Annotated in this window: 14 protein-coding genes and 1 tRNA gene; 13 read left to right on the forward strand and 2 right to left on the reverse strand. The window is 66.2% G+C overall.

Features of this window, described 5'->3' with window-relative positions:
* Positions 1 to 24: 24 nt before the first annotated feature.
* Entirely contained in the window at positions 25 to 1,041 is a 1,017-nt protein-coding gene (locus ACQEVY_RS28145) for an adenosine deaminase (protein WP_432952201.1), read from the reverse strand.
* 158 nt (positions 1,042 to 1,199) lie between these two features.
* A complete protein-coding gene (locus ACQEVY_RS28150; RefSeq protein WP_165337696.1) occupies positions 1,200 to 2,426 on the reverse strand; it encodes a pyridoxal phosphate-dependent aminotransferase in 1,227 nt (408 codons plus the stop codon).
* A 202-nt stretch (positions 2,427 to 2,628) separates the two neighbouring features.
* Between ACQEVY_RS28150 and ACQEVY_RS28155 the strand changes: the two genes are divergently transcribed.
* The 13 genes from ACQEVY_RS28155 (at position 2,629) to rpsG (ending at position 17,942) form a co-directional block, all read left to right on the forward strand.
* Positions 2,629 to 2,701: transfer RNA gene (locus ACQEVY_RS28155), tRNA-Trp, on the forward strand.
* Between the two features lie 110 nt (positions 2,702 to 2,811).
* Complete coding sequence (gene secE, locus ACQEVY_RS28160) at positions 2,812 to 3,099, forward strand: preprotein translocase subunit SecE (RefSeq protein WP_432952202.1); 288 nt, start codon at positions 2,812 to 2,814, stop codon at positions 3,097 to 3,099.
* A gap of 78 nt (positions 3,100 to 3,177) precedes the next feature.
* A complete protein-coding gene (nusG, locus tag ACQEVY_RS28165; protein WP_432952203.1) occupies positions 3,178 to 4,044 on the forward strand; it encodes a transcription termination/antitermination protein NusG in 867 nt (288 codons plus the stop codon).
* A 191-nt stretch (positions 4,045 to 4,235) separates the two neighbouring features.
* Complete coding sequence (gene rplK / locus ACQEVY_RS28170) at positions 4,236 to 4,670, forward strand: 50S ribosomal protein L11 (RefSeq protein ID WP_165337694.1); 435 nt, start codon at positions 4,236 to 4,238, stop codon at positions 4,668 to 4,670.
* 97 nt (positions 4,671 to 4,767) lie between these two features.
* Positions 4,768 to 5,493, forward strand: a complete 726-nt coding sequence (gene rplA / locus ACQEVY_RS28175) for a 50S ribosomal protein L1 (RefSeq protein WP_432952204.1) — start codon at positions 4,768 to 4,770, stop codon at positions 5,491 to 5,493.
* A gap of 162 nt (positions 5,494 to 5,655) precedes the next feature.
* Positions 5,656 to 6,555, forward strand: coding sequence for a hypothetical protein (locus ACQEVY_RS28180; RefSeq protein WP_432952205.1), 900 nt, complete (start codon positions 5,656 to 5,658; stop codon positions 6,553 to 6,555).
* 382 nt (positions 6,556 to 6,937) lie between these two features.
* On the forward strand, positions 6,938 to 7,480 hold the full coding sequence (gene rplJ / locus ACQEVY_RS28185) for a 50S ribosomal protein L10 (RefSeq protein ID WP_432952206.1): 543 nt from the start codon (positions 6,938 to 6,940) through the stop codon (positions 7,478 to 7,480).
* A gap of 125 nt (positions 7,481 to 7,605) precedes the next feature.
* Positions 7,606 to 7,992: a 50S ribosomal protein L7/L12 gene (gene rplL / locus ACQEVY_RS28190; RefSeq protein WP_165337690.1), complete on the forward strand. Its 387-nt coding sequence runs from the start codon at positions 7,606 to 7,608 to the stop codon at positions 7,990 to 7,992.
* Between the two features lie 630 nt (positions 7,993 to 8,622).
* Positions 8,623 to 12,111 carry a DNA-directed RNA polymerase subunit beta gene (gene rpoB, locus ACQEVY_RS28195; RefSeq protein WP_432952207.1) on the forward strand — a complete coding sequence of 1,163 codons (3,489 nt, stop codon included), beginning with the start codon at positions 8,623 to 8,625 and terminating at the stop codon, positions 12,109 to 12,111.
* A 94-nt stretch (positions 12,112 to 12,205) separates the two neighbouring features.
* Positions 12,206 to 16,105, forward strand: a complete 3,900-nt coding sequence (locus ACQEVY_RS28200; RefSeq protein ID WP_432952208.1) for a DNA-directed RNA polymerase subunit beta' — start codon at positions 12,206 to 12,208, stop codon at positions 16,103 to 16,105.
* A 271-nt stretch (positions 16,106 to 16,376) separates the two neighbouring features.
* Positions 16,377 to 16,844 carry a DUF1707 and DUF4190 domain-containing protein gene (locus ACQEVY_RS28205; RefSeq protein ID WP_432955435.1) on the forward strand — a complete coding sequence of 156 codons (468 nt, stop codon included), beginning with the start codon at positions 16,377 to 16,379 and terminating at the stop codon, positions 16,842 to 16,844.
* 253 nt (positions 16,845 to 17,097) lie between these two features.
* Positions 17,098 to 17,469, forward strand: coding sequence for a 30S ribosomal protein S12 (rpsL, locus tag ACQEVY_RS28210; protein ID WP_003948652.1), 372 nt, complete (start codon positions 17,098 to 17,100; stop codon positions 17,467 to 17,469).
* A gap of 2 nt (positions 17,470 to 17,471) precedes the next feature.
* Complete coding sequence (gene rpsG, locus ACQEVY_RS28215; RefSeq protein ID WP_003992340.1) at positions 17,472 to 17,942, forward strand: 30S ribosomal protein S7; 471 nt, start codon at positions 17,472 to 17,474, stop codon at positions 17,940 to 17,942.
* The last annotated feature ends 13 nt before the right edge of the window (positions 17,943 to 17,955 follow it).

Raw genomic sequence — 17,955 nt, forward strand, 5'->3', positions numbered from 1 at the left:
CAGGGCGGGGCGCATACCGAAGGATCAGGCAAGCCAGTCGTCGATCCCGGACAGCAACTTCTTCTTGACGTCCGGAGGCGCAGCCGACCCCCGTACCGACTGCCGCGCCAGCTCGGCCAGTTCAGCATCCGTGAAACCGTGATGACGGCGCGCGATCTCGTACTGGGCGGCCAGGCGCGAGCCGAACAGCAGCGGATCGTCCGCACCGAGCGCCATAGGGACCCCTGCTTCGAAGAGCGTGCGCAAGGGGACGTCCTCCGGCTTTTCGTACACCCCTAGGGCGACGTTCGACGCCGGGCACACCTCACACGTGATCCCGCGGTCCGCGAGCCGCTTGAGCAGACGCGGGTCCTCGGCGGCCCGCACCCCGTGCCCGATCCGCGACGCGTCCAGGTCGTCCAGGCAGTCGCGCACCGACGCCGGCCCCGTCAGCTCGCCGCCGTGCGGAGCGGCCAGCAACCCGCCGTCACGCGCGATGGCGAAGGCCCGGTCGAAGTCCCGTGCCATGCCCCGGCGTTCGTCGTTGGAGAGCCCGAAGCCGACGATGCCGCGGTCCGCGTACCGCACGGCCAGCCGGGCCAGCGTGCGGGCGTCCAGTGGGTGCTTCATACGGTTCGCGGCCACCAGGACCCGTATCCCGAGCCCGGTCTCGCGCATGGCCGAGTCGACCGCGTCCAGGATGACCTCCAGGGCCGGGATCAGACCGCCCAGGCGAGGCGCGTACGAGGTCGGATCGACCTGGATCTCCAGCCAGCCGGAGCCGTCCCTGAGGTCCTCCTCGGCGGCCTCGCGCACCAGCCGCTGAATGTCCTCGGGCTCTCTGAGGCACGACCGCGCCGCGTCGTACAGCCGCTGGAAACGGAACCAGCCCCGCTCGTCCGTGGCCCGCAGCTTCGGCGGCTCCCCGCTGGTCAGCGCGTCGGGAAGATGGATCCCATGCTTGTCGGCCAGTTCCAGCAGGGTGGTGATCCGCATCGACCCGGTGAAATGCAGGTGCAGATGGGCTTTCGGCAACTCAGAGACATCACGTACGTCTTGCATCCCAAGATCCTGCCGTACGTCGCTGCCGAGTCGGTAGCTCTTTCCCCGAACGTGGTCTTGCTCGCACTGAGAAGCGGGCCGCCTCCCCGAAGGGAAGCGACCCGCACACGCGCGTGGAGCGCGAAAACAAAAACGACGCCCCTAGGACGTACGAAAACTCAGGCCCGTGCCTCCGCCAGCAGCTTCTGGATCCGGGAGACACCCTCGACCAAGTCCTCGTCCCCGAGGGCGTACGAAAGCCGCAGGTACCCCGGAGTGCCGAAGGCCTCGCCCGGGACGACCGCGACCTCGGCCTCCTCCAGGATCAGGGCGGCCAGCTCGACCGAATCCTTCGGGCGCTTGCCGCGGATCTCCTTGCCGATGAGGGTCTTCACGGAGGGGTACGCATAGAAGGCGCCCTCGGGCTCGGGGCAGACGACGCCGTCGATCTCGTTCAGCATCCGCACGATCGTCTTGCGGCGCCGGTCGAAGGCCTCGCGCATCTTGGCGACGGCGTCCAGGTCGCCGGAGACGGCGGCGAGCGCGGCGATCTGCGCCACGTTCGACACATTGGAGGTGGCGTGCGACTGGAGGTTCGTCGCGGCCTTCACCACATCCTTCGGGCCGATGATCCAGCCGACACGCCAGCCGGTCATCGCGTACGTCTTCGCCACGCCGTTGACCACGACGCACTTGTCGCGCAGCTCGGGCAGGAGGGCCGGCAGCGACACGGAAGCGGCGTCTCCGTAGACGAGGTGTTCGTAGATCTCGTCCGTCATCACCCACAGGCCGTGCTCGACGGCCCAGCGGCCGATGGCCTCGGTGTCGGCGCGGTTGTAGACGGCGCCGGTCGGGTTGGACGGGGACACGAAGAGGACGACCTTCGTCTTCTCCGTACGGGCCGCCTCCAGCTGCTCGACCGAGACGCGATAGCCGGTGGTCTCGTCGGCGACGACCTCGACCGGGACACCGCCGGCGAGGCGGATCGACTCCGGGTACGTCGTCCAGTACGGAGCCGGGACGATCACCTCGTCGCCCGGGTCGAGGATCGCGGCGAACGCCTCGTAGATGGCCTGCTTGCCGCCGTTGGTCACCAGGATCTGCGAGACCTCGGGCTCGTACCCGGAGTCGCGCAGCGTCTTGGCGGCGATCGCGGCCTTCAGCTCGGGAAGGCCACCGGCCGGCGTGTAGCGGTGGTACTTCGGGTTCTTGCACGCCTCGATGGCGGCCTCGACGATGTAGTCCGGCGTCGGGAAGTCGGGCTCACCGGCGCCGAAGCCGATCACCGGACGTCCTGCGGCCTTCAGGGCCTTGGCCTTGGCGTCCACGGCGAGGGTGGCGGACTCGGAGATCGCACCGACTCGGGCGGAGACCCGGCGGTCGGTGGGAGGGGTTGCAGCGCTCATGGGCCCATCGTTCCAGACCCGAAACGTCCGCGGCACACGGGTTTCACAGACTGAGCGGGCCCCGCCAAAGCCCGTACGGGCGCTATCTGTTCGACGACCGGCCGCCGACCACGTACACTCTCACCTCGTTGGCCTTCACCGGCCGCACGCACCGGGTGCACACCGAGCACTCGGACGGATGCGGTACGTTGAAGGGAAACAAAGGGTCGTAGCTCAATTGGTAGAGCACTGGTCTCCAAAACCAGCGGTTGGGGGTTCAAGTCCCTCCGGCCCTGCTACACACTCCTTTCGTCAGGGATGTGTGCGCATGTACGTACTGCAATGCACCCGCCGTGCGGCTCGACCGGGCGCGGCACGGCCACGACCCGGAATCAGGTGAGGACGAGTGACGGACGCCGTGGGCTCCATCGACATGCCTGATGCCCAGGATGAGGTGCCGGAGTCCAAGAAGAAGGGCCGCAAGGGCGGCAAGCGTGCCAAGAAGGGCCCGCTGAAGCGCCTCGCCCTCTTCTACCGCCAGATCGTCGCGGAACTCCGCAAGGTTGTCTGGCCGACTCGCAGCCAGCTGACGACCTACACCACCGTGGTGATCATCTTTGTTGTCATCATGATCGGTCTGGTGACTGTGATTGACTTTGGACTCGACAAGGCGGCCAAGTACGTCTTCGGCTGAGCCAAGCGCGAAGGGCGCCGTACTCGGCGCCCGCTTTCGCGTGTTCCACCCCTATGTATCCAGGAAGAAGCAGCCACCGTGTCTGACCCGAACCTGAACGACGCCATCGAGTCGGCGGAGTCCGTTGAGGACGAGCTCGACATCGTCGAGGCTGCGGACGCTGAGAAGAACGTCGAGGACGCCGACACCACTGAGGCCATCGAAGAGGCTGCTCTGACCGAGGCCGCCGAGGACGCGTCGGGCGAAGACGTGGCCGTCGCCGAGGAAGCCGCGGAAGAAGCCCCCGAGGAAGCCGAAGCCGAGGCTGCGGAGGAAGAGCCCGAGCCGGTCGACCCGGTCACCGCCCTCCGCGAGGAGCTCCGCGGGCTGCCCGGCGAGTGGTACGTCATCCACACCTACGCCGGTTACGAGAAGCGCGTAAAGGCCAACCTGGAGCAGCGCGCCGTCTCGCTGAACGTCGAGGACTTCATCTACCAGGCCGAGGTTCCCGAGGAAGAGATCGTCCAGATCAAGAACGGCGAGCGCAAGAACGTCCGGCAGAACAAGCTGCCCGGTTACGTCCTTGTCCGCATGGATCTGACGAACGAGTCCTGGGGCGTCGTCCGCAACACGCCCGGCGTCACCGGCTTCGTGGGCAACGCCTACGACCCGTACCCGCTGACCCTGGACGAGATCGTCAAGATGCTCGCCCCGGAGGCCGAGGAGAAGGCCGCCCGCGAGGCCGCCGAGGCCGAGGGCAAGCCGACTCCGGCTCGCAAGGTCGAGGTCCAGGTGCTGGACTTCGAGGTCGGCGACTCGGTCACCGTCACCGACGGCCCGTTCGCGACGCTCCAGGCAACCATCAACGAGATCAACGCCGACTCGAAGAAGGTCAAGGGCCTCGTCGAGATCTTCGGTCGCGAGACTCCGGTCGAGCTGTCCTTCGACCAGATCCAGAAGAACTAGCTTCCCGGATTCCAGAAGGCCGACTGCTCGGAACCTTCTGGAACACCCGCTTCCGTCCAGGTCAGGCGATCGCTCGCACGGTCGCCTGACCTGCTCGGTTTCAGGCTGTGCCACGTTGGCCGTTATCGTGGTGCGGTTGCCTTCGCGGCAACATGACAAGGCAAGACACAAGAAAAGGCAGAGGACCCGGAATGCCTCCCAAGAAGAAGAAGGTCACGGGGCTGATCAAGCTCCAGATCCAGGCCGGTGCCGCCAACCCGGCTCCGCCGGTCGGCCCGGCGCTGGGCCAGCACGGCGTCAACATCATGGAGTTCTGCAAGGCCTACAACGCCGCGACCGAGTCGCAGCGTGGCTCGGTGATTCCGGTGGAGATCACGGTCTACGAGGACCGTTCCTTCACCTTCATCACCAAGACGCCGCCGGCCGCCAAGATGATCCTCAAGGCCGCGGGCGTGCAGAAGGGCTCCGGCGAGCCGCACAAGACCAAGGTCGCCAAGATCACCGAGGCGCAGGTCCGCGAGATCGCCACCACCAAGATGCCCGACCTGAACGCGAACGACCTGGACGCCGCGGCGAAGATCATCGCCGGTACCGCGCGTTCCATGGGCATCACGGTCGAGGGCTGAACCCCACCTTCGTAGAACCATGCGGCTCGCAAGGCCGCACGTGGAAGGGCCTGCTCGGTCCGTACCACGACTCCTTCAGAACACATCAGGAGCAGCAGTGAGCAAGCGCAGCAAGTCTCTCCGCGCTGCGGACGCCAAGATCGACCGGGAGAAGCTGTACGCCCCGCTCGAGGCCGTGCGTCTCGCCAAGGAGACCTCCACCACCAAGTTCGACGGCACCGTCGAGGTCGCCTTCCGCCTGGGCGTCGACCCGCGCAAGGCCGACCAGATGGTCCGTGGCACCGTCAACCTCCCGCACGGCACCGGTAAGACCGCCCGGGTCCTGGTCTTCGCGACCGGTGACCGTGCCGAGGCTGCGACTGCCGCGGGCGCCGACATCGTCGGCTCCGACGAGCTCATCGACGAGGTGTCGAAGGGCCGTCTGGACTTCGACGCCGTCGTCGCAACCCCGGACCTCATGGGCAAGGTCGGCCGCCTCGGCCGCGTCCTCGGCCCGCGTGGTCTGATGCCGAACCCGAAGACCGGCACCGTGACCCCGGACGTGGCCAAGGCCGTGACCGAGATCAAGGGCGGCAAGATCGAGTTCCGCGTCGACAAGCACTCGAACCTGCACTTCATCATCGGCAAGTCGTCCTTCGACGACACCAAGCTGGTGGAGAACTACGGCGCCGCGCTGGAGGAGATCCTCCGTCTGAAGCCGTCCGCCGCGAAGGGCCGGTACATCAAGAAGGCCGCCATCACCACCACGATGGGCCCCGGCATTCCGCTCGACCCGAACCGCACCCGCAACCTCCTCGTCGAGGAGGACCCGGCCGCCGTCTGAGTCCAGGACTCAACCGGCAGTCGCGTACGCGTTCTTGTCGGCGGGCCCCGCAACCTTTCGAGGTGCGGGGCCCGTCCCTTTGGTCTGAGTAGTTTTACGGATCCGGGTGTCAGTGGCTTGCGCTAGCGTGCTGGCACAGAAATCACATAGGGGTGGGGACGAATGAAGAGCACGAGTGTGCGCCGCGTGGGCCTGTCGATCGCGGTGGTGGCCGCGTTGACGGGGGTGGCGGCCTGCAGCGGCTCGGACTCCGGCAAGGACTCGGGGGACGACGGCAAGGCGGCCGGCAAGGCCCCGACCCGGGTGAGCCCGATAGCGGCCCTGCGTTCCGTGGAGACGACCACCGACAAGGCCGACTCCGCCAAGGTCGAGGCCACGACGACCATGGGCTCGATGATGTCCATGAAGGCGGACGGCGCGCTCGGCTGGGCCGACGGACTCACCGGCAATCTGACGATCACGTACACCGGCGGGACGATGGCCGACACGATGCGTCAGATGGGCTCCACATCGATGGAGGCCCGCTATCTGCCGGACGCCTACTACGCGAAGATGGGCGACCAGTTCGCCGCGCAGTCGGGCGGCAAGCACTGGATCAAGTACGCGTACGACGATCTCGCGGACCTCGCGGGCGGCTCCGGGGCGTATCTCAAGGACCAGATGCAGAACACCACGCCCAATCAGTCGGTGAAGCTGCTGCTGGCCTCCGGCGATGTGCGGAAGGTCGGCGAGGAGACGGTGCGCGGGGTGAAGACCACGCACTACTCGGGGACGGTGGACGTCGCGGATCTCGCGGTGCGGAACTCGAGTCTCACTGAGGGACAACTTGCTGACCTGAAGAGGCAGTTGGAGCAGGCCGGGATCACCACCGAGACGGTCGACATCTGGGTCGACGACGACGATCTGCTGGTGAAGAAGGTCGAGAAGGGCAAGCTGGCGACCGGGGAGATGTCCTCCACGGCGTACTACAGCGACTACGGCGTGGAGGTCTCCGCCGAGGAGCCTCCGGCCGCCGACACCGCGGACTTCAAGGACCTGGTGGGTCAGCAGCCGCCGGCGTGACCGCTCCGCAAGTGAGCGTGTGCCCAGAGCGGCCGGCTGGTCGTGAGCCGGCCGCTCCCGGCGGATTTGCTTGACACTCGGCCGGTCGCGTACTCTGCCACGGAAGCCAAAGACCGCTGGTCGTTGCCGTGTGCTCGTAAGAGGACATGGTGGCCGAAGGATCCGCTGAAATGCGGACGGCCCGCGCAGGTGACTGTGGAAGAGCTCCCGTATCCCGTCAGGGATATCGGTCGAGTTCACGCCCCGTGCGCCTGCGCCGGGGCGTTTCGTTTTGATGTTGAGACGAGCCCCTTCCTCGCGTGCCTGATTCAGGCGGTCCGGCGACGTGCGGCTGACCGAGAGGTCAGTCGAGGATCATCACCCCGGAAGGAGGCCGAGGCTCATGGCGACGTCCAACAAGGTCGCAGAGGACAAAGTCGCAGCCGTTGAAGAGATCACGACGAAGCTGCGTAATTCCAACGCCGCTGTCGTGACTTCTTACGTCGGACTGTCCGTGGCGCAGCTCCAGGAGCTCCGCCGTTCTCTCGGCGAGAACGCTCAGTACCGAGTGGTGAAGAACACGCTGACCCAGATCGCGGCCAAGGAGGCCGGGGTCGACCTGGACGAGCACCTCGAGGGCTCGACCGCTGTTGCCTTCGTGACCGGTGACCCGGTCGAGGCGGCGAAGGGTCTTCGTGACTTTGCCAAGAACAACCCCTCTCTCGTCATCAAGGGCGGTGTCCTTGAGGGCAAGGCGTTGTCCGCCGACGAGATCAAGAAGCTTGCGGACCTCGAGTCCCGCGAGGTTCTGCTCGCCAAGCTGGCAGGCGCCATGAAGGCCAAGCCGTCCCAGGCTGCCGCGGTCTTCCAGGCGCTTCCCTCGAAGTTCGTCCGCACCGCGGAGGCGCTTCGTGCCAAGCAGGCCGAGCAGGGCGGTGCCGAGTAATTCGGCTCGCACATTGACCGCGGCCTCAAGGCAGCAGCACTGAGGCAGCGGTCGAAGCGGGCCCAACGTACGCCCGCCGACATGTACATCCGGCACCAGCCGAATTAGTGGAAGGATCGCCCATCATGGCGAAGCTCAGCCAGGAAGACCTGCTCGCGCAGTTCGAGGAGATGACCCTCATCGAGCTCTCCGAGTTCGTGAAGGCGTTCGAGGACAAGTTCGACGTCACCGCCGCCGCCCCGGCCGCCGTCGTCGCCGCCGGTGGCCCGGCCGCCCCGGCCGCCGAGGCCGAGCCCGAGCAGGACGAGTTCGACGTCATCCTCACCGGCGCCGGCGACAAGAAGATCCAGGTCATCAAGGTCGTGCGTGAGCTGACCTCCCTGGGTCTGAAGGAGGCCAAGGACCTCGTGGACGGCGCCCCGAAGCCCGTCCTCGAGAAGGTCGCCAAGGACGCCGCCGACAAGGCCGCCGAGTCCCTCAAGGGCGCCGGCGCCTCCGTCGAGGTCAAGTAAGTCTCCGAGTGCGGCCACGGCCGCACGGCGACTTCCCGTGACACAGCTCTCCCGTAGGGCTGTAACGCGGACGCACTGAGGAGCGATCACCCAGTTGGGTGGTCGCTCTTCGGCGTTCGAGGGGGTGCCGTGGCGGCTGCCTTGCGCTGTAGGTCGCGGCGAGTATGGTGATCTTCGTTGTGCCTCAGGCCGCCTCGGTGACGGGCAGCAGACCGGTCTGCAAGTGACGATGGCAGCACCCGGTTTGGGCATGGGGGGCCTTGACGAACCGCACGCAGCGCGCAATTCTCAGGACGCGTCGTCACAACGATCCGAATCCGAGGCATGGATCGACGGCGAAGAGGGAAGCATCGAAGTGCATTGAGGGCGTGGCTTGCAGCAGGGGTTGAGAACAACGAGGGTCTTCAAAAACCCGCACTGGACATCAGTGGGCCTAGTGGCTACACTGACCCTTTGCGCTGCCTGTTAGCTGCCTCCTGCCCGTCACCAGGGGCATGCCCTCGCTTGAGCACTGTGGATTGAAACGGACCTGACCTGGCCTTCTTTGGCTGATCAGGAAACGTCTGTCTCTGTGCCCGGCTTGGGACCGGTACGCGCGTAGTGAGTCCGAGCCCTCGGAAGGACCCCCTCTTGGCCGCCTCGCGCACTGCCTCGACCGCGAATACGAACAACGGCGCCAGCACTGCCCCGCTGCGCATCTCCTTTGCAAAGATCAAGGAGCCCCTCGAGGTTCCGAACCTTCTTGCGCTGCAAACCGAGAGCTTCGACTGGCTGCTCGGTAACGACGCGTGGAAGGCTCGTGTCGAGGCGGCTCTGGAAAGCGGACAGGACGTCCCCACCAAGTCCGGCCTGGAGGAGATCTTCGAGGAGATCTCTCCGATTGAGGACTTCTCCGGGTCGATGTCGCTGACCTTCCGCGACCACCGTTTCGAGCCTCCGAAGAACTCCATCGACGAGTGCAAGGAGCGCGACTTCACGTACGCCGCCCCGCTCTTCGTCACCGCTGAGTTCACCAACAACGAGACCGGCGAGATCAAGTCCCAGACCGTCTTCATGGGCGACTTCCCGCTCATGACGAACAAGGGCACCTTCGTCATCAACGGCACCGAGCGTGTCGTGGTGTCGCAGCTGGTCCGTTCGCCGGGTGTCTACTTCGACTCCTCCATCGACAAGACGTCCGACAAGGACATCTTCTCCGCGAAGGTCATCCCCTCCCGGGGTGCCTGGCTGGAGATGGAGATCGACAAGCGCGACATGGTCGGTGTCCGCATCGACCGCAAGCGCAAGCAGTCCGTGACCGTTCTGCTCAAGGCTCTCGGTTGGACGACCGAGCAGATCCTGGAGGAGTTCGGCGAGTACGAGTCCATGCGCGCCACCCTGGAGAAGGACCACACCCAGGGCCAGGACGACGCACTGCTCGACATCTACCGCAAGCTGCGTCCGGGCGAGCCCCCGACCCGTGAGGCCGCGCAGACGCTGCTCGAGAACCTCTACTTCAACCCGAAGCGTTACGACCTCGCCAAGGTCGGCCGCTACAAGGTCAACAAGAAGCTGGGCGGCGACGCCCCGCTGGACGCCGGGATCCTGACCGTCGAGGACATCATCTCGACGATCAAGTACCTGGTGAAGCTGCACGCCGGTGAGACCGAGACGGTCATGGGCGACAACAACGCCTCGATCGTCGTCGAGACCGACGACATCGACCACTTCGGCAACCGTCGTCTGCGTAACGTCGGCGAGCTCATCCAGAACCAGGTCCGTACGGGTCTGGCGCGTATGGAGCGCGTTGTCCGTGAGCGCATGACGACTCAGGACGTCGAGGCGATCACGCCGCAGACGCTGATCAACATCCGGCCGGTCGTCGCCTCCATCAAGGAGTTCTTCGGCACCAGCCAGCTGTCGCAGTTCATGGACCAGAACAACCCGCTGTCGGGTCTCACCCACAAGCGCCGTCTGTCGGCTCTTGGCCCGGGTGGTCTCTCCCGTGAGCGGGCCGGCTTCGAGGTCCGTGACGTGCACCCGTCCCACTACGGCCGCATGTGCCCGATCGAGACCCCTGAAGGCCCGAACATCGGCCTGATCGGCTCGCTCGCCTCGTACGGCCGGGTCAACGCGTTCGGCTTCGTCGAGACGCCCTACCGCCGGGTCACCGACGGTTTCGTCACCGATGAGGTCGACTACCTGACCGCCGACGAGGAGGACCGCTTCGTCATCGCGCAGGCCAACGCGCCGCTGTCGGACGACATGCGGTTCGAGGAGTCCCGCGTGCTGGTTCGCCGCCGTGGTGGCGAGGTCGACTACGTCCCCGGTGACGACGTCGACTACATGGACGTCTCCCCGCGCCAGATGGTCTCGGTCGCGACTGCCATGATCCCGTTCCTCGAGCACGACGACGCCAACCGTGCCCTCATGGGCGCGAACATGATGCGTCAGGCCGTGCCGCTGATCACCGCCGAGGCTCCCCTCGTCGGTACGGGCATGGAGTACCGCTGCGCCGTCGACGCCGGTGACGTCATCAAGGCCGAGAAGGCGGGTGTGGTCCAGGAGGTCTCCGCGGACTACGTCACCGTGGCCAACGACGACGGCACGTACACCACGTACCGGGTTGCCAAGTTCTCCCGTTCCAACCAGGGCACCTCGGTCAACCAGAAGGTCATCGTCCACGAGGGCGACCGGGTCGTGGAGAGCCAAGTGCTCGCCGACGGTCCGGCCACCCAGGAAGGCGAGATGGCGCTGGGCAAGAACCTGCTCGTCGCCTTCATGCCGTGGGAAGGCCACAACTACGAGGACGCGATCATCCTGTCGCAGCGCCTCGTACAGGACGACGTCCTCTCCTCGATCCACATCGAGGAGCACGAGGTCGACGCCCGTGACACCAAGCTCGGCCCCGAGGAGATCACCCGGGACATCCCGAACGTCTCCGAGGAGGTCCTCGCCGACCTCGACGAGCGCGGCATCATCCGCATCGGCGCCGAGGTCATCGCGGGCGACATCCTCGTCGGCAAGGTGACCCCCAAGGGTGAGACCGAGCTGACGCCGGAGGAGCGCCTGCTGCGCGCGATCTTCGGTGAGAAGGCCCGTGAGGTCCGTGACACCTCGCTGAAGGTGCCGCACGGCGAGACCGGCAAGGTCATCGGCGTACGTGTCTTCGACCGCGAGGAGGGCGACGAGCTGCCCCCCGGTGTGAACCAGCTGGTGCGCGTGTACGTGGCGCAGAAGCGCAAGATCACCGACGGTGACAAGCTCGCCGGCCGCCACGGCAACAAGGGCGTCATCTCCAAGATCCTGCCGATCGAGGACATGCCGTTCCTGGAGGACGGCACCCCGGTCGACATCATCCTCAACCCCCTGGGTGTGCCGTCCCGAATGAACCCGGGACAGGTCCTGGAGATCCACCTCGGCTGGCTCGCCAGCCAGGGCTGGGACGTCTCCGGACTCGCCGACGAGTGGGCTCAGCGTCTCCAGGTCATCGGCGCCGACCAGGTCGACCCGCGTACGAACGTGGCGACCCCGGTCTTCGACGGTGCCCGCGAGGACGAGCTGGCCGGTCTGCTGGAGCACACCGTCCCGAACCGCGACGGCGACCGTATGGTCCTCCCGTCCGGCAAGGCGCGTCTGTTCGACGGCCGCTCCGGCGAGCCGTTCCCGGAGCCGATCTCGATCGGCTACATGTACATCCTCAAGCTCCACCACCTGGTCGACGACAAGCTCCACGCCCGCTCGACCGGTCCGTACTCCATGATCACCCAGCAGCCGCTGGGTGGTAAGGCCCAGTTCGGTGGCCAGCGGTTCGGCGAGATGGAGGTGTGGGCGCTGGAGGCTTACGGCGCCGCATACGCCCTCCAGGAGCTGCTGACCATCAAGTCCGACGACGTCACCGGCCGCGTGAAGGTCTACGAGGCCATCGTCAAGGGCGAGAACATCCCCGAGCCCGGCATCCCCGAGTCCTTCAAGGTGCTCATCAAGGAGATGCAGTCCCTGTGCCTCAACGTGGAGGTGCTGTCCTCGGACGGCATGTCCATCGAGATGCGCGACACGGACGAGGACGTCTTCCGCGCTGCGGAGGAGCTTGGCATCGACCTGTCCCGGCGTGAGCCGAGCAGCGTCGAAGAGGTCTGACGGGAGTCCGGCGGCCTTCGTCATGAAGGCCGCCGGCCCCAGGACCCCCGTATCAGACCCCATGACTTACAACCCTGAGAGGGATTGACGCATAGTGCTCGACGTCAACTTCTTCGACGAGCTCCGGATCGGTCTGGCCACCGCTGACGACATCCGTCAGTGGAGCCACGGCGAGGTCAAGAAGCCCGAGACGATCAACTACCGCACGCTCAAGCCCGAAAAGGACGGACTCTTCTGCGAGAAGATCTTCGGTCCGACCCGGGACTGGGAGTGCTACTGCGGCAAGTACAAGCGTGTCCGGTTCAAGGGCATCATCTGCGAGCGCTGCGGCGTCGAGGTCACTCGCGCCAAGGTGCGTCGTGAGCGGATGGGCCACATCGAACTGGCCGCTCCTGTCACCCACATCTGGTACTTCAAGGGCGTTCCGTCGCGGCTGGGCTACCTGCTCGACCTCGCCCCGAAGGACCTCGAGAAGGTCATCTACTTCGCCGCGTACATGATCACGTTCGTGGACGAGGAGCGCCGTACGCGCGATCTGCCCTCCCTGGAGGCGCATGTCTCCGTGGAGCGTCAGCAGGTCGAGAACCGTCGCGACGCCGACCTGGAGGCCCGTGCCAAGAAGCTCGAGACCGACCTGGCCGAGCTCGAGGCCGAGGGCGCCAAGGCCGACGTACGCCGCAAGGTGCGCGAAGGTGCCGAGCGGGAGATGAAGCAGCTGCGTGACCGTGCGCAGCGCGAGATCGACCGGCTCGACGAGGTGTGGACGCGCTTCAAGAACCTCAAGGTCCAGGACCTCGAGGGCGACGAGCTCCTCTACCGCGAGCTGCGTGACCGCTTCGGCACGTACTTCGACGGCTCCATGGGTGCGGCTGCCCTGCAGAAGCGCCTGGAGTCCTTCGACCTGGAGGAGGAGGCCGAGCGCCTCCGCGAGATCATCCGTACCGGCAAGGGCCAGAAGAAGACCCGTGCGCTGAAGCGGCTGAAGGTCGTGTCTGCCTTCCTGCAGACCTCCAACAGCCCCAAGGGCATGGTCCTCGATTGCGTCCCGGTCATCCCGCCGGACCTTCGCCCGATGGTGCAGCTGGACGGTGGCCGCTTCGCGACCTCCGACCTGAACGACCTGTACCGCCGTGTGATCAACCGCAACAACCGTCTGAAGAGGCTCCTCGACCTCGGCGCGCCCGAGATCATCGTCAACAACGAGAAGCGCATGCTTCAGGAGGCTGTTGACGCCCTCTTCGACAACGGCCGTCGCGGCCGTCCGGTGACCGGTCCCGGTAACCGCCCGCTGAAGTCCCTCAGCGACATGCTGAAGGGCAAGCAGGGTCGCTTCCGTCAGAACCTGCTCGGTAAGCGAGTCGACTACTCGGCGCGTTCCGTGATCGTCGTCGGTCCGCAGCTGAAGCTGCACCAGTGCGGTCTGCCGAAGGCGATGGCGCTGGAGCTCTTCAAGCCGTTCGTGATGAAGCGCCTGGTTGACCTGAACCACGCGCAGAACATCAAGAGCGCGAAGAGGATGGTCGAGCGCGGCCGCACGGTCGTGTACGACGTCCTGGAAGAGGTCATCGCGGAGCACCCGGTTCTGCTGAACCGTGCGCCCACGCTGCACCGACTCGGCATCCAGGCCTTCGAGCCGCAGCTGGTCGAGGGCAAGGCCATCCAGATCCACCCGCTCGTCTGCACCGCGTTCAACGCGGACTTCGACGGTGACCAGATGGCCGTGCACCTGCCGCTGTCCGCGGAGGCGCAGGCCGAGGCCCGCATCCTGATGCTGTCCTCGAACAACATCCTCAAGCCCGCTGACGGCCGTCCGGTGACGATGCCGACCCAGGACATGGTCCTCGGTCTGTTCTTCCTCACCACTGACGGCGAGATGCGGGACGTCAAGGGCGAGGGCCGGTCCTTCGGCTCCGCCGCCGAGGCGATCATGGCGTTCGACGCGGGCGAGCTCTCGCTCCAGTCGAGGGTCGACATCCGCTTCCCCGTCGGCACCATCCCGCCGCGCGGCTGGACGCCGCCGGCGCGGGAAGAGGGCGAGCCGGAGTGGCAGCAGGGTGACAGCTTCCGTCTGAAGACCACGCTCGGCCGTGCGCTCTTCAACGAACTGCTGCCCGAGGACTACCCGTTCGTCGACTACGAGGTCGGCAAGAAGCAGCTCTCCGAGATCGTCAACGACCTCGCCGAGCGCTACCCCAAGGTCATCGTGGCGGCGACGCTCGACAACCTGAAGGCGGCCGGCTTCTACTGGGCGACCCGTTCCGGCGTCACCGTGGCCATCTCCGACGTCGTCGTTCCCGAGGCGAAGAAGGAGATCGTCAAGGGTTACGAGGCGCAGGACGAGAAGGTCCAGAAGCAGTACGAGCGCGGTCTGATCACCAAGGACGAGCGCACGCAGGAGCTCATCGCGATCTGGACCAAGGCGACCAACGAGGTCGCCGAGGCGATGAACGACAACTTCCCGAAGACGAACCCGATCTTCATGATGGTGAACTCGGGCGCCCGAGGGAACATGATGCAGATGCGTCAGATCGCCGGTATGCGTGGTCTGGTTTCGAACGCCAAGAACGAGACCATCCCGCGGCCCATTAAGGCATCGTTCCGTGAGGGTCTCTCCGTGCTGGAGTACTTCATCTCCACGCACGGTGCCCGTAAGGGTCTGGCGGACACCGCTCTGCGTACCGCCGACTCGGGTTACCTCACCCGTCGTCTGGTCGACGTCTCGCAGGACGTCATCATCCGCGAGGAGGACTGCGGCACCGACCGTGGCCTCAGGCTGCAGATTGCGGCCCGGGACGCCGCTGGCAACCTGCTCAAGGACGACAACGTCGAGACGTCCGTGTACGCGCGCTGCCTCGCCGAGGACATCGTCGTCGACGGCAAGGTGCTGGCCCCGGCCGGTACCGACCTGGGCGACGTGCTCATCGACGAGCTGGTCCGGCACGGTGTCGCGGAGGTCAAGACCCGCTCGGTCCTGACCTGCGAGTCCGCCGTCGGCACCTGCGCCATGTGCTACGGCCGTTCGCTGGCCACCGGCAAGCTGGTCGACATCGGTGAGGCGGTCGGCATCATCGCCGCGCAGTCCATCGGTGAGCCCGGCACGCAGCTGACGATGCGTACCTTCCACACCGGTGGTGTGGCCGGTGACGACATCACCCAGGGTCTGCCCCGTGTCGTCGAGCTCTTCGAGGCTCGTACGCCCAAGGGTGTCGCCCCGATCTCCGAGGCCTCCGGCCGCGTACGGATCGAGGAGACCGAGAAGACCAAGAAGCTCGTCGTGACCCCGGACGACGGCAGCGACGAGACGGCGTACCCGATCTCGAAGCGCGCCAAGCTCCAGGTGCGGGAGGGCGACCACGTCGAGGTGGGCCAGAAGCTCACCTACGGTGCCACCAACCCGCACGACGTGCTGCGCATCCTCGGTCAGCGGGCCGTTCAGGTCCACCTGGTCGGCGAGGTGCAGAAGGTCTACAACTCGCAGGGTGTGTCGATCCACGACAAGCACATCGAGATCATCATCCGGCAGATGCTGCGCCGGGTGACGATCATCGAGTCCGGCGACGCCGAGCTGCTGCCCGGCGAGCTCGTGGAGCGCTCGAAGTTCGAGACCGAGAACCGTCGTGTGGTCCAGGAAGGCGGCCACCCGGCCTCCGGCCGTCCGCAGCTGATGGGTATCACCAAGGCCTCGCTGGCCACCGAGTCGTGGCTGTCGGCGGCGTCCTTCCAGGAGACGACCAGGGTCCTCACGGACGCGGCGATCAACGCCAAGTCCGACTCCCTGATCGGCCTCAAGGAGAACGTCATCATCGGTAAGCTCATCCCGGCCGGTACGGGCCTGTCCCGCTACCGCAACATCCGGGTCGAGCCGACCGAGGAGGCCAAGGCCGCGATGTACTCGGCCGTCGGCTACGACGACATCGACTACTCGCCGTTCGGCACGGGCTCCGGCCAGGCCGTTCCGCTGGAGGACTACGACTACGGTCCGTACAACCAGTAAGCGAGCAGCTTGAGTTGAAGGGCGGTCACCTCGTTTCGTACGGGGTGACCGCCCTTCGGCGTGCGCTTCGGCGTGCCCGCCCTGGGTGCCTGCCTGCGTGCTTTTACGGGACTGAAATTGCGGGCCAGGGAACCGATGCCGATATTGGCGCGTTAGAGGATGATGGAGGCATTCAGCCCCGGGGGAGGTGTCCGTGTCGTATCCATCGCAGTGGCAGCCGTGGCAGGGCGGCAACAGCCCGCAGCCCTGGCAGGGCCAGAACAGTTCGTCGATGCTCGCCTCCCACGCCGACCGGGAGCGCGCAGTCGACGTGCTCAGAGCGGGCTTCGGTGAGGGGCGCCTGCAGCAGGACGAGCTCGAGAAGCGGATCGCGAGGGCCTACCAGGCCCGTACGGTCGGCGAGCTGGCCCTGCTCGTCGCCGACCTGCCCCAGGGCCCCATGCCGGTGCCCCTGGCCGCCGCGCCGCCGGTTCCGAGGACGTTCCTGCCCGCCCAGCCGCCGCCCACGAACGGCAAGGCGGTCGGTTCCATGGTCTGCGGTGTGCTCACCACGATGACCCTCGGTATCACGGGCCTGCCCGCCGTGATCCTTGGCCATTCGGCACGCGCCGAGATACGCCGCACTGGCGAGAATGGTGACGGTTTCGCGATCGCCGGACTCATCCTCGGCTGGCTGTCCGTGGCCGGCTGGAGCCTCTTCTTGATGCTCATGATCGTGGCGGGGGCGTCGGGCGCCTGACAGCCCAGGTCCTGGGCGGCGCCCATTTGTTTTGACCGCAGCGTATGAGGTAGGTACGCTCAGACCTTGTGCCTGGGGTGTGCCCTGGCTTCCGTGCGTGCCTTCAGACCGCAACGGGATCCTTCACCGGCCACCGTAATCTGCGCCCTTTCTGCCTTGCGGCGGGAGTCTGCAGCATTCGACACACCCGACCGCGTGGGTCGGCGACGTTCCAGGTTAGCTTCACCATCGGCACACAGAAACCGGAGAAGTAGTGCCTACGATCCAGCAGCTGGTCCGGAAGGGCCGGCAGGACAAGGTCGAGAAGAACAAGACGCCCGCACTCGAGGGTTCGCCCCAGCGTCGCGGCGTCTGCACGCGTGTGTTCACGACCACCCCGAAGAAGCCGAACTCGGCCCTGCGTAAGGTCGCGCGTGTGCGTCTGACCAGCGGGATCGAAGTCACCGCTTACATTCCGGGTGAGGGACACAACCTGCAGGAGCACTCCATCGTGCTCGTGCGTGGCGGCCGTGTGAAGGACCTGCCGGGTGTTCGCTACAAGATCATCCGTGGCTCCCTCGACACCCAGGGTGTCAAGAACCGCAAGCAGGCCCGCAGCCGCTACGGCGCCAAGAAGGAGAAGTAAGAATGCCTCGTAAGGGCCCCGCCCCGAAGCGCCCGGTCATCATCGACCCGGTCTACGGTTCTCCTCTGGTGACCTCCCTCATCAACAAGGTGCTGCTGAACGGCAAGCGCTCCACCGCCGAGCGCATCGTGTACGGCGCCATGGAGGGTCTGCGTGAGAAGACGGGCAACGACCCGATCATCACGCTGAAGCGCGCGCTGGAGAACATCAAGCCGACCCTCGAGGTCAAGTCCCGCCGTGTCGGTGGCGCCACCTACCAGGTTCCGATCGAGGTCAAGCCCGGTCGTGCCAACACCCTGGCGCTGCGCTGGCTGGTCGGTTACTCCCGCGCCCGTCGCGAGAAGACCATGACCGAGCGTCTGCTCAACGAACTTCTCGACGCCTCGAACGGCCTCGGTGCGGCCGTCAAGAAGCGCGAGGACACCCACAAGATGGCCGAGTCCAACAAGGCCTTCGCGCACTACCGCTGGTAGTCGCTACCCACAT

Origin of the sequence: Streptomyces sp. CA-288835, assembly GCF_050936385.1 — a bacterium.
Lineage (GTDB): Bacteria > Actinomycetota > Actinomycetes > Streptomycetales > Streptomycetaceae > Streptomyces.

What these genes read in the sequence shown, in the direction of transcription:
- ACQEVY_RS28180 (WP_432952205.1), top strand. Translation starts at nt 5,656, where the DNA reads ATGAAGAGCACGAGTGTGCGCCGCGTGGGCCTGTCGATCGCGGTGGTG.
- ACQEVY_RS28205 (WP_432955435.1), top strand. Translation starts at nt 16,377, where the DNA reads ATGCTCGCCTCCCACGCCGACCGGGAGCGCGCAGTCGACGTGCTCAGA.
- ACQEVY_RS28145 (WP_432952201.1), bottom strand. Translation starts at nt 1,041, where the DNA reads ATGCAAGACGTACGTGATGTCTCTGAGTTGCCGAAAGCCCATCTGCAC.
- rpsG (WP_003992340.1), top strand. Translation starts at nt 17,472, where the DNA reads ATGCCTCGTAAGGGCCCCGCCCCGAAGCGCCCGGTCATCATCGACCCG.
- rplL (WP_165337690.1), top strand. Translation starts at nt 7,606, where the DNA reads ATGGCGAAGCTCAGCCAGGAAGACCTGCTCGCGCAGTTCGAGGAGATG.
- rplK (WP_165337694.1), top strand. Translation starts at nt 4,236, where the DNA reads ATGCCTCCCAAGAAGAAGAAGGTCACGGGGCTGATCAAGCTCCAGATC.
- ACQEVY_RS28150 (WP_165337696.1), bottom strand. Translation starts at nt 2,426, where the DNA reads ATGAGCGCTGCAACCCCTCCCACCGACCGCCGGGTCTCCGCCCGAGTC.
- rplJ (WP_432952206.1), top strand. Translation starts at nt 6,938, where the DNA reads ATGGCGACGTCCAACAAGGTCGCAGAGGACAAAGTCGCAGCCGTTGAA.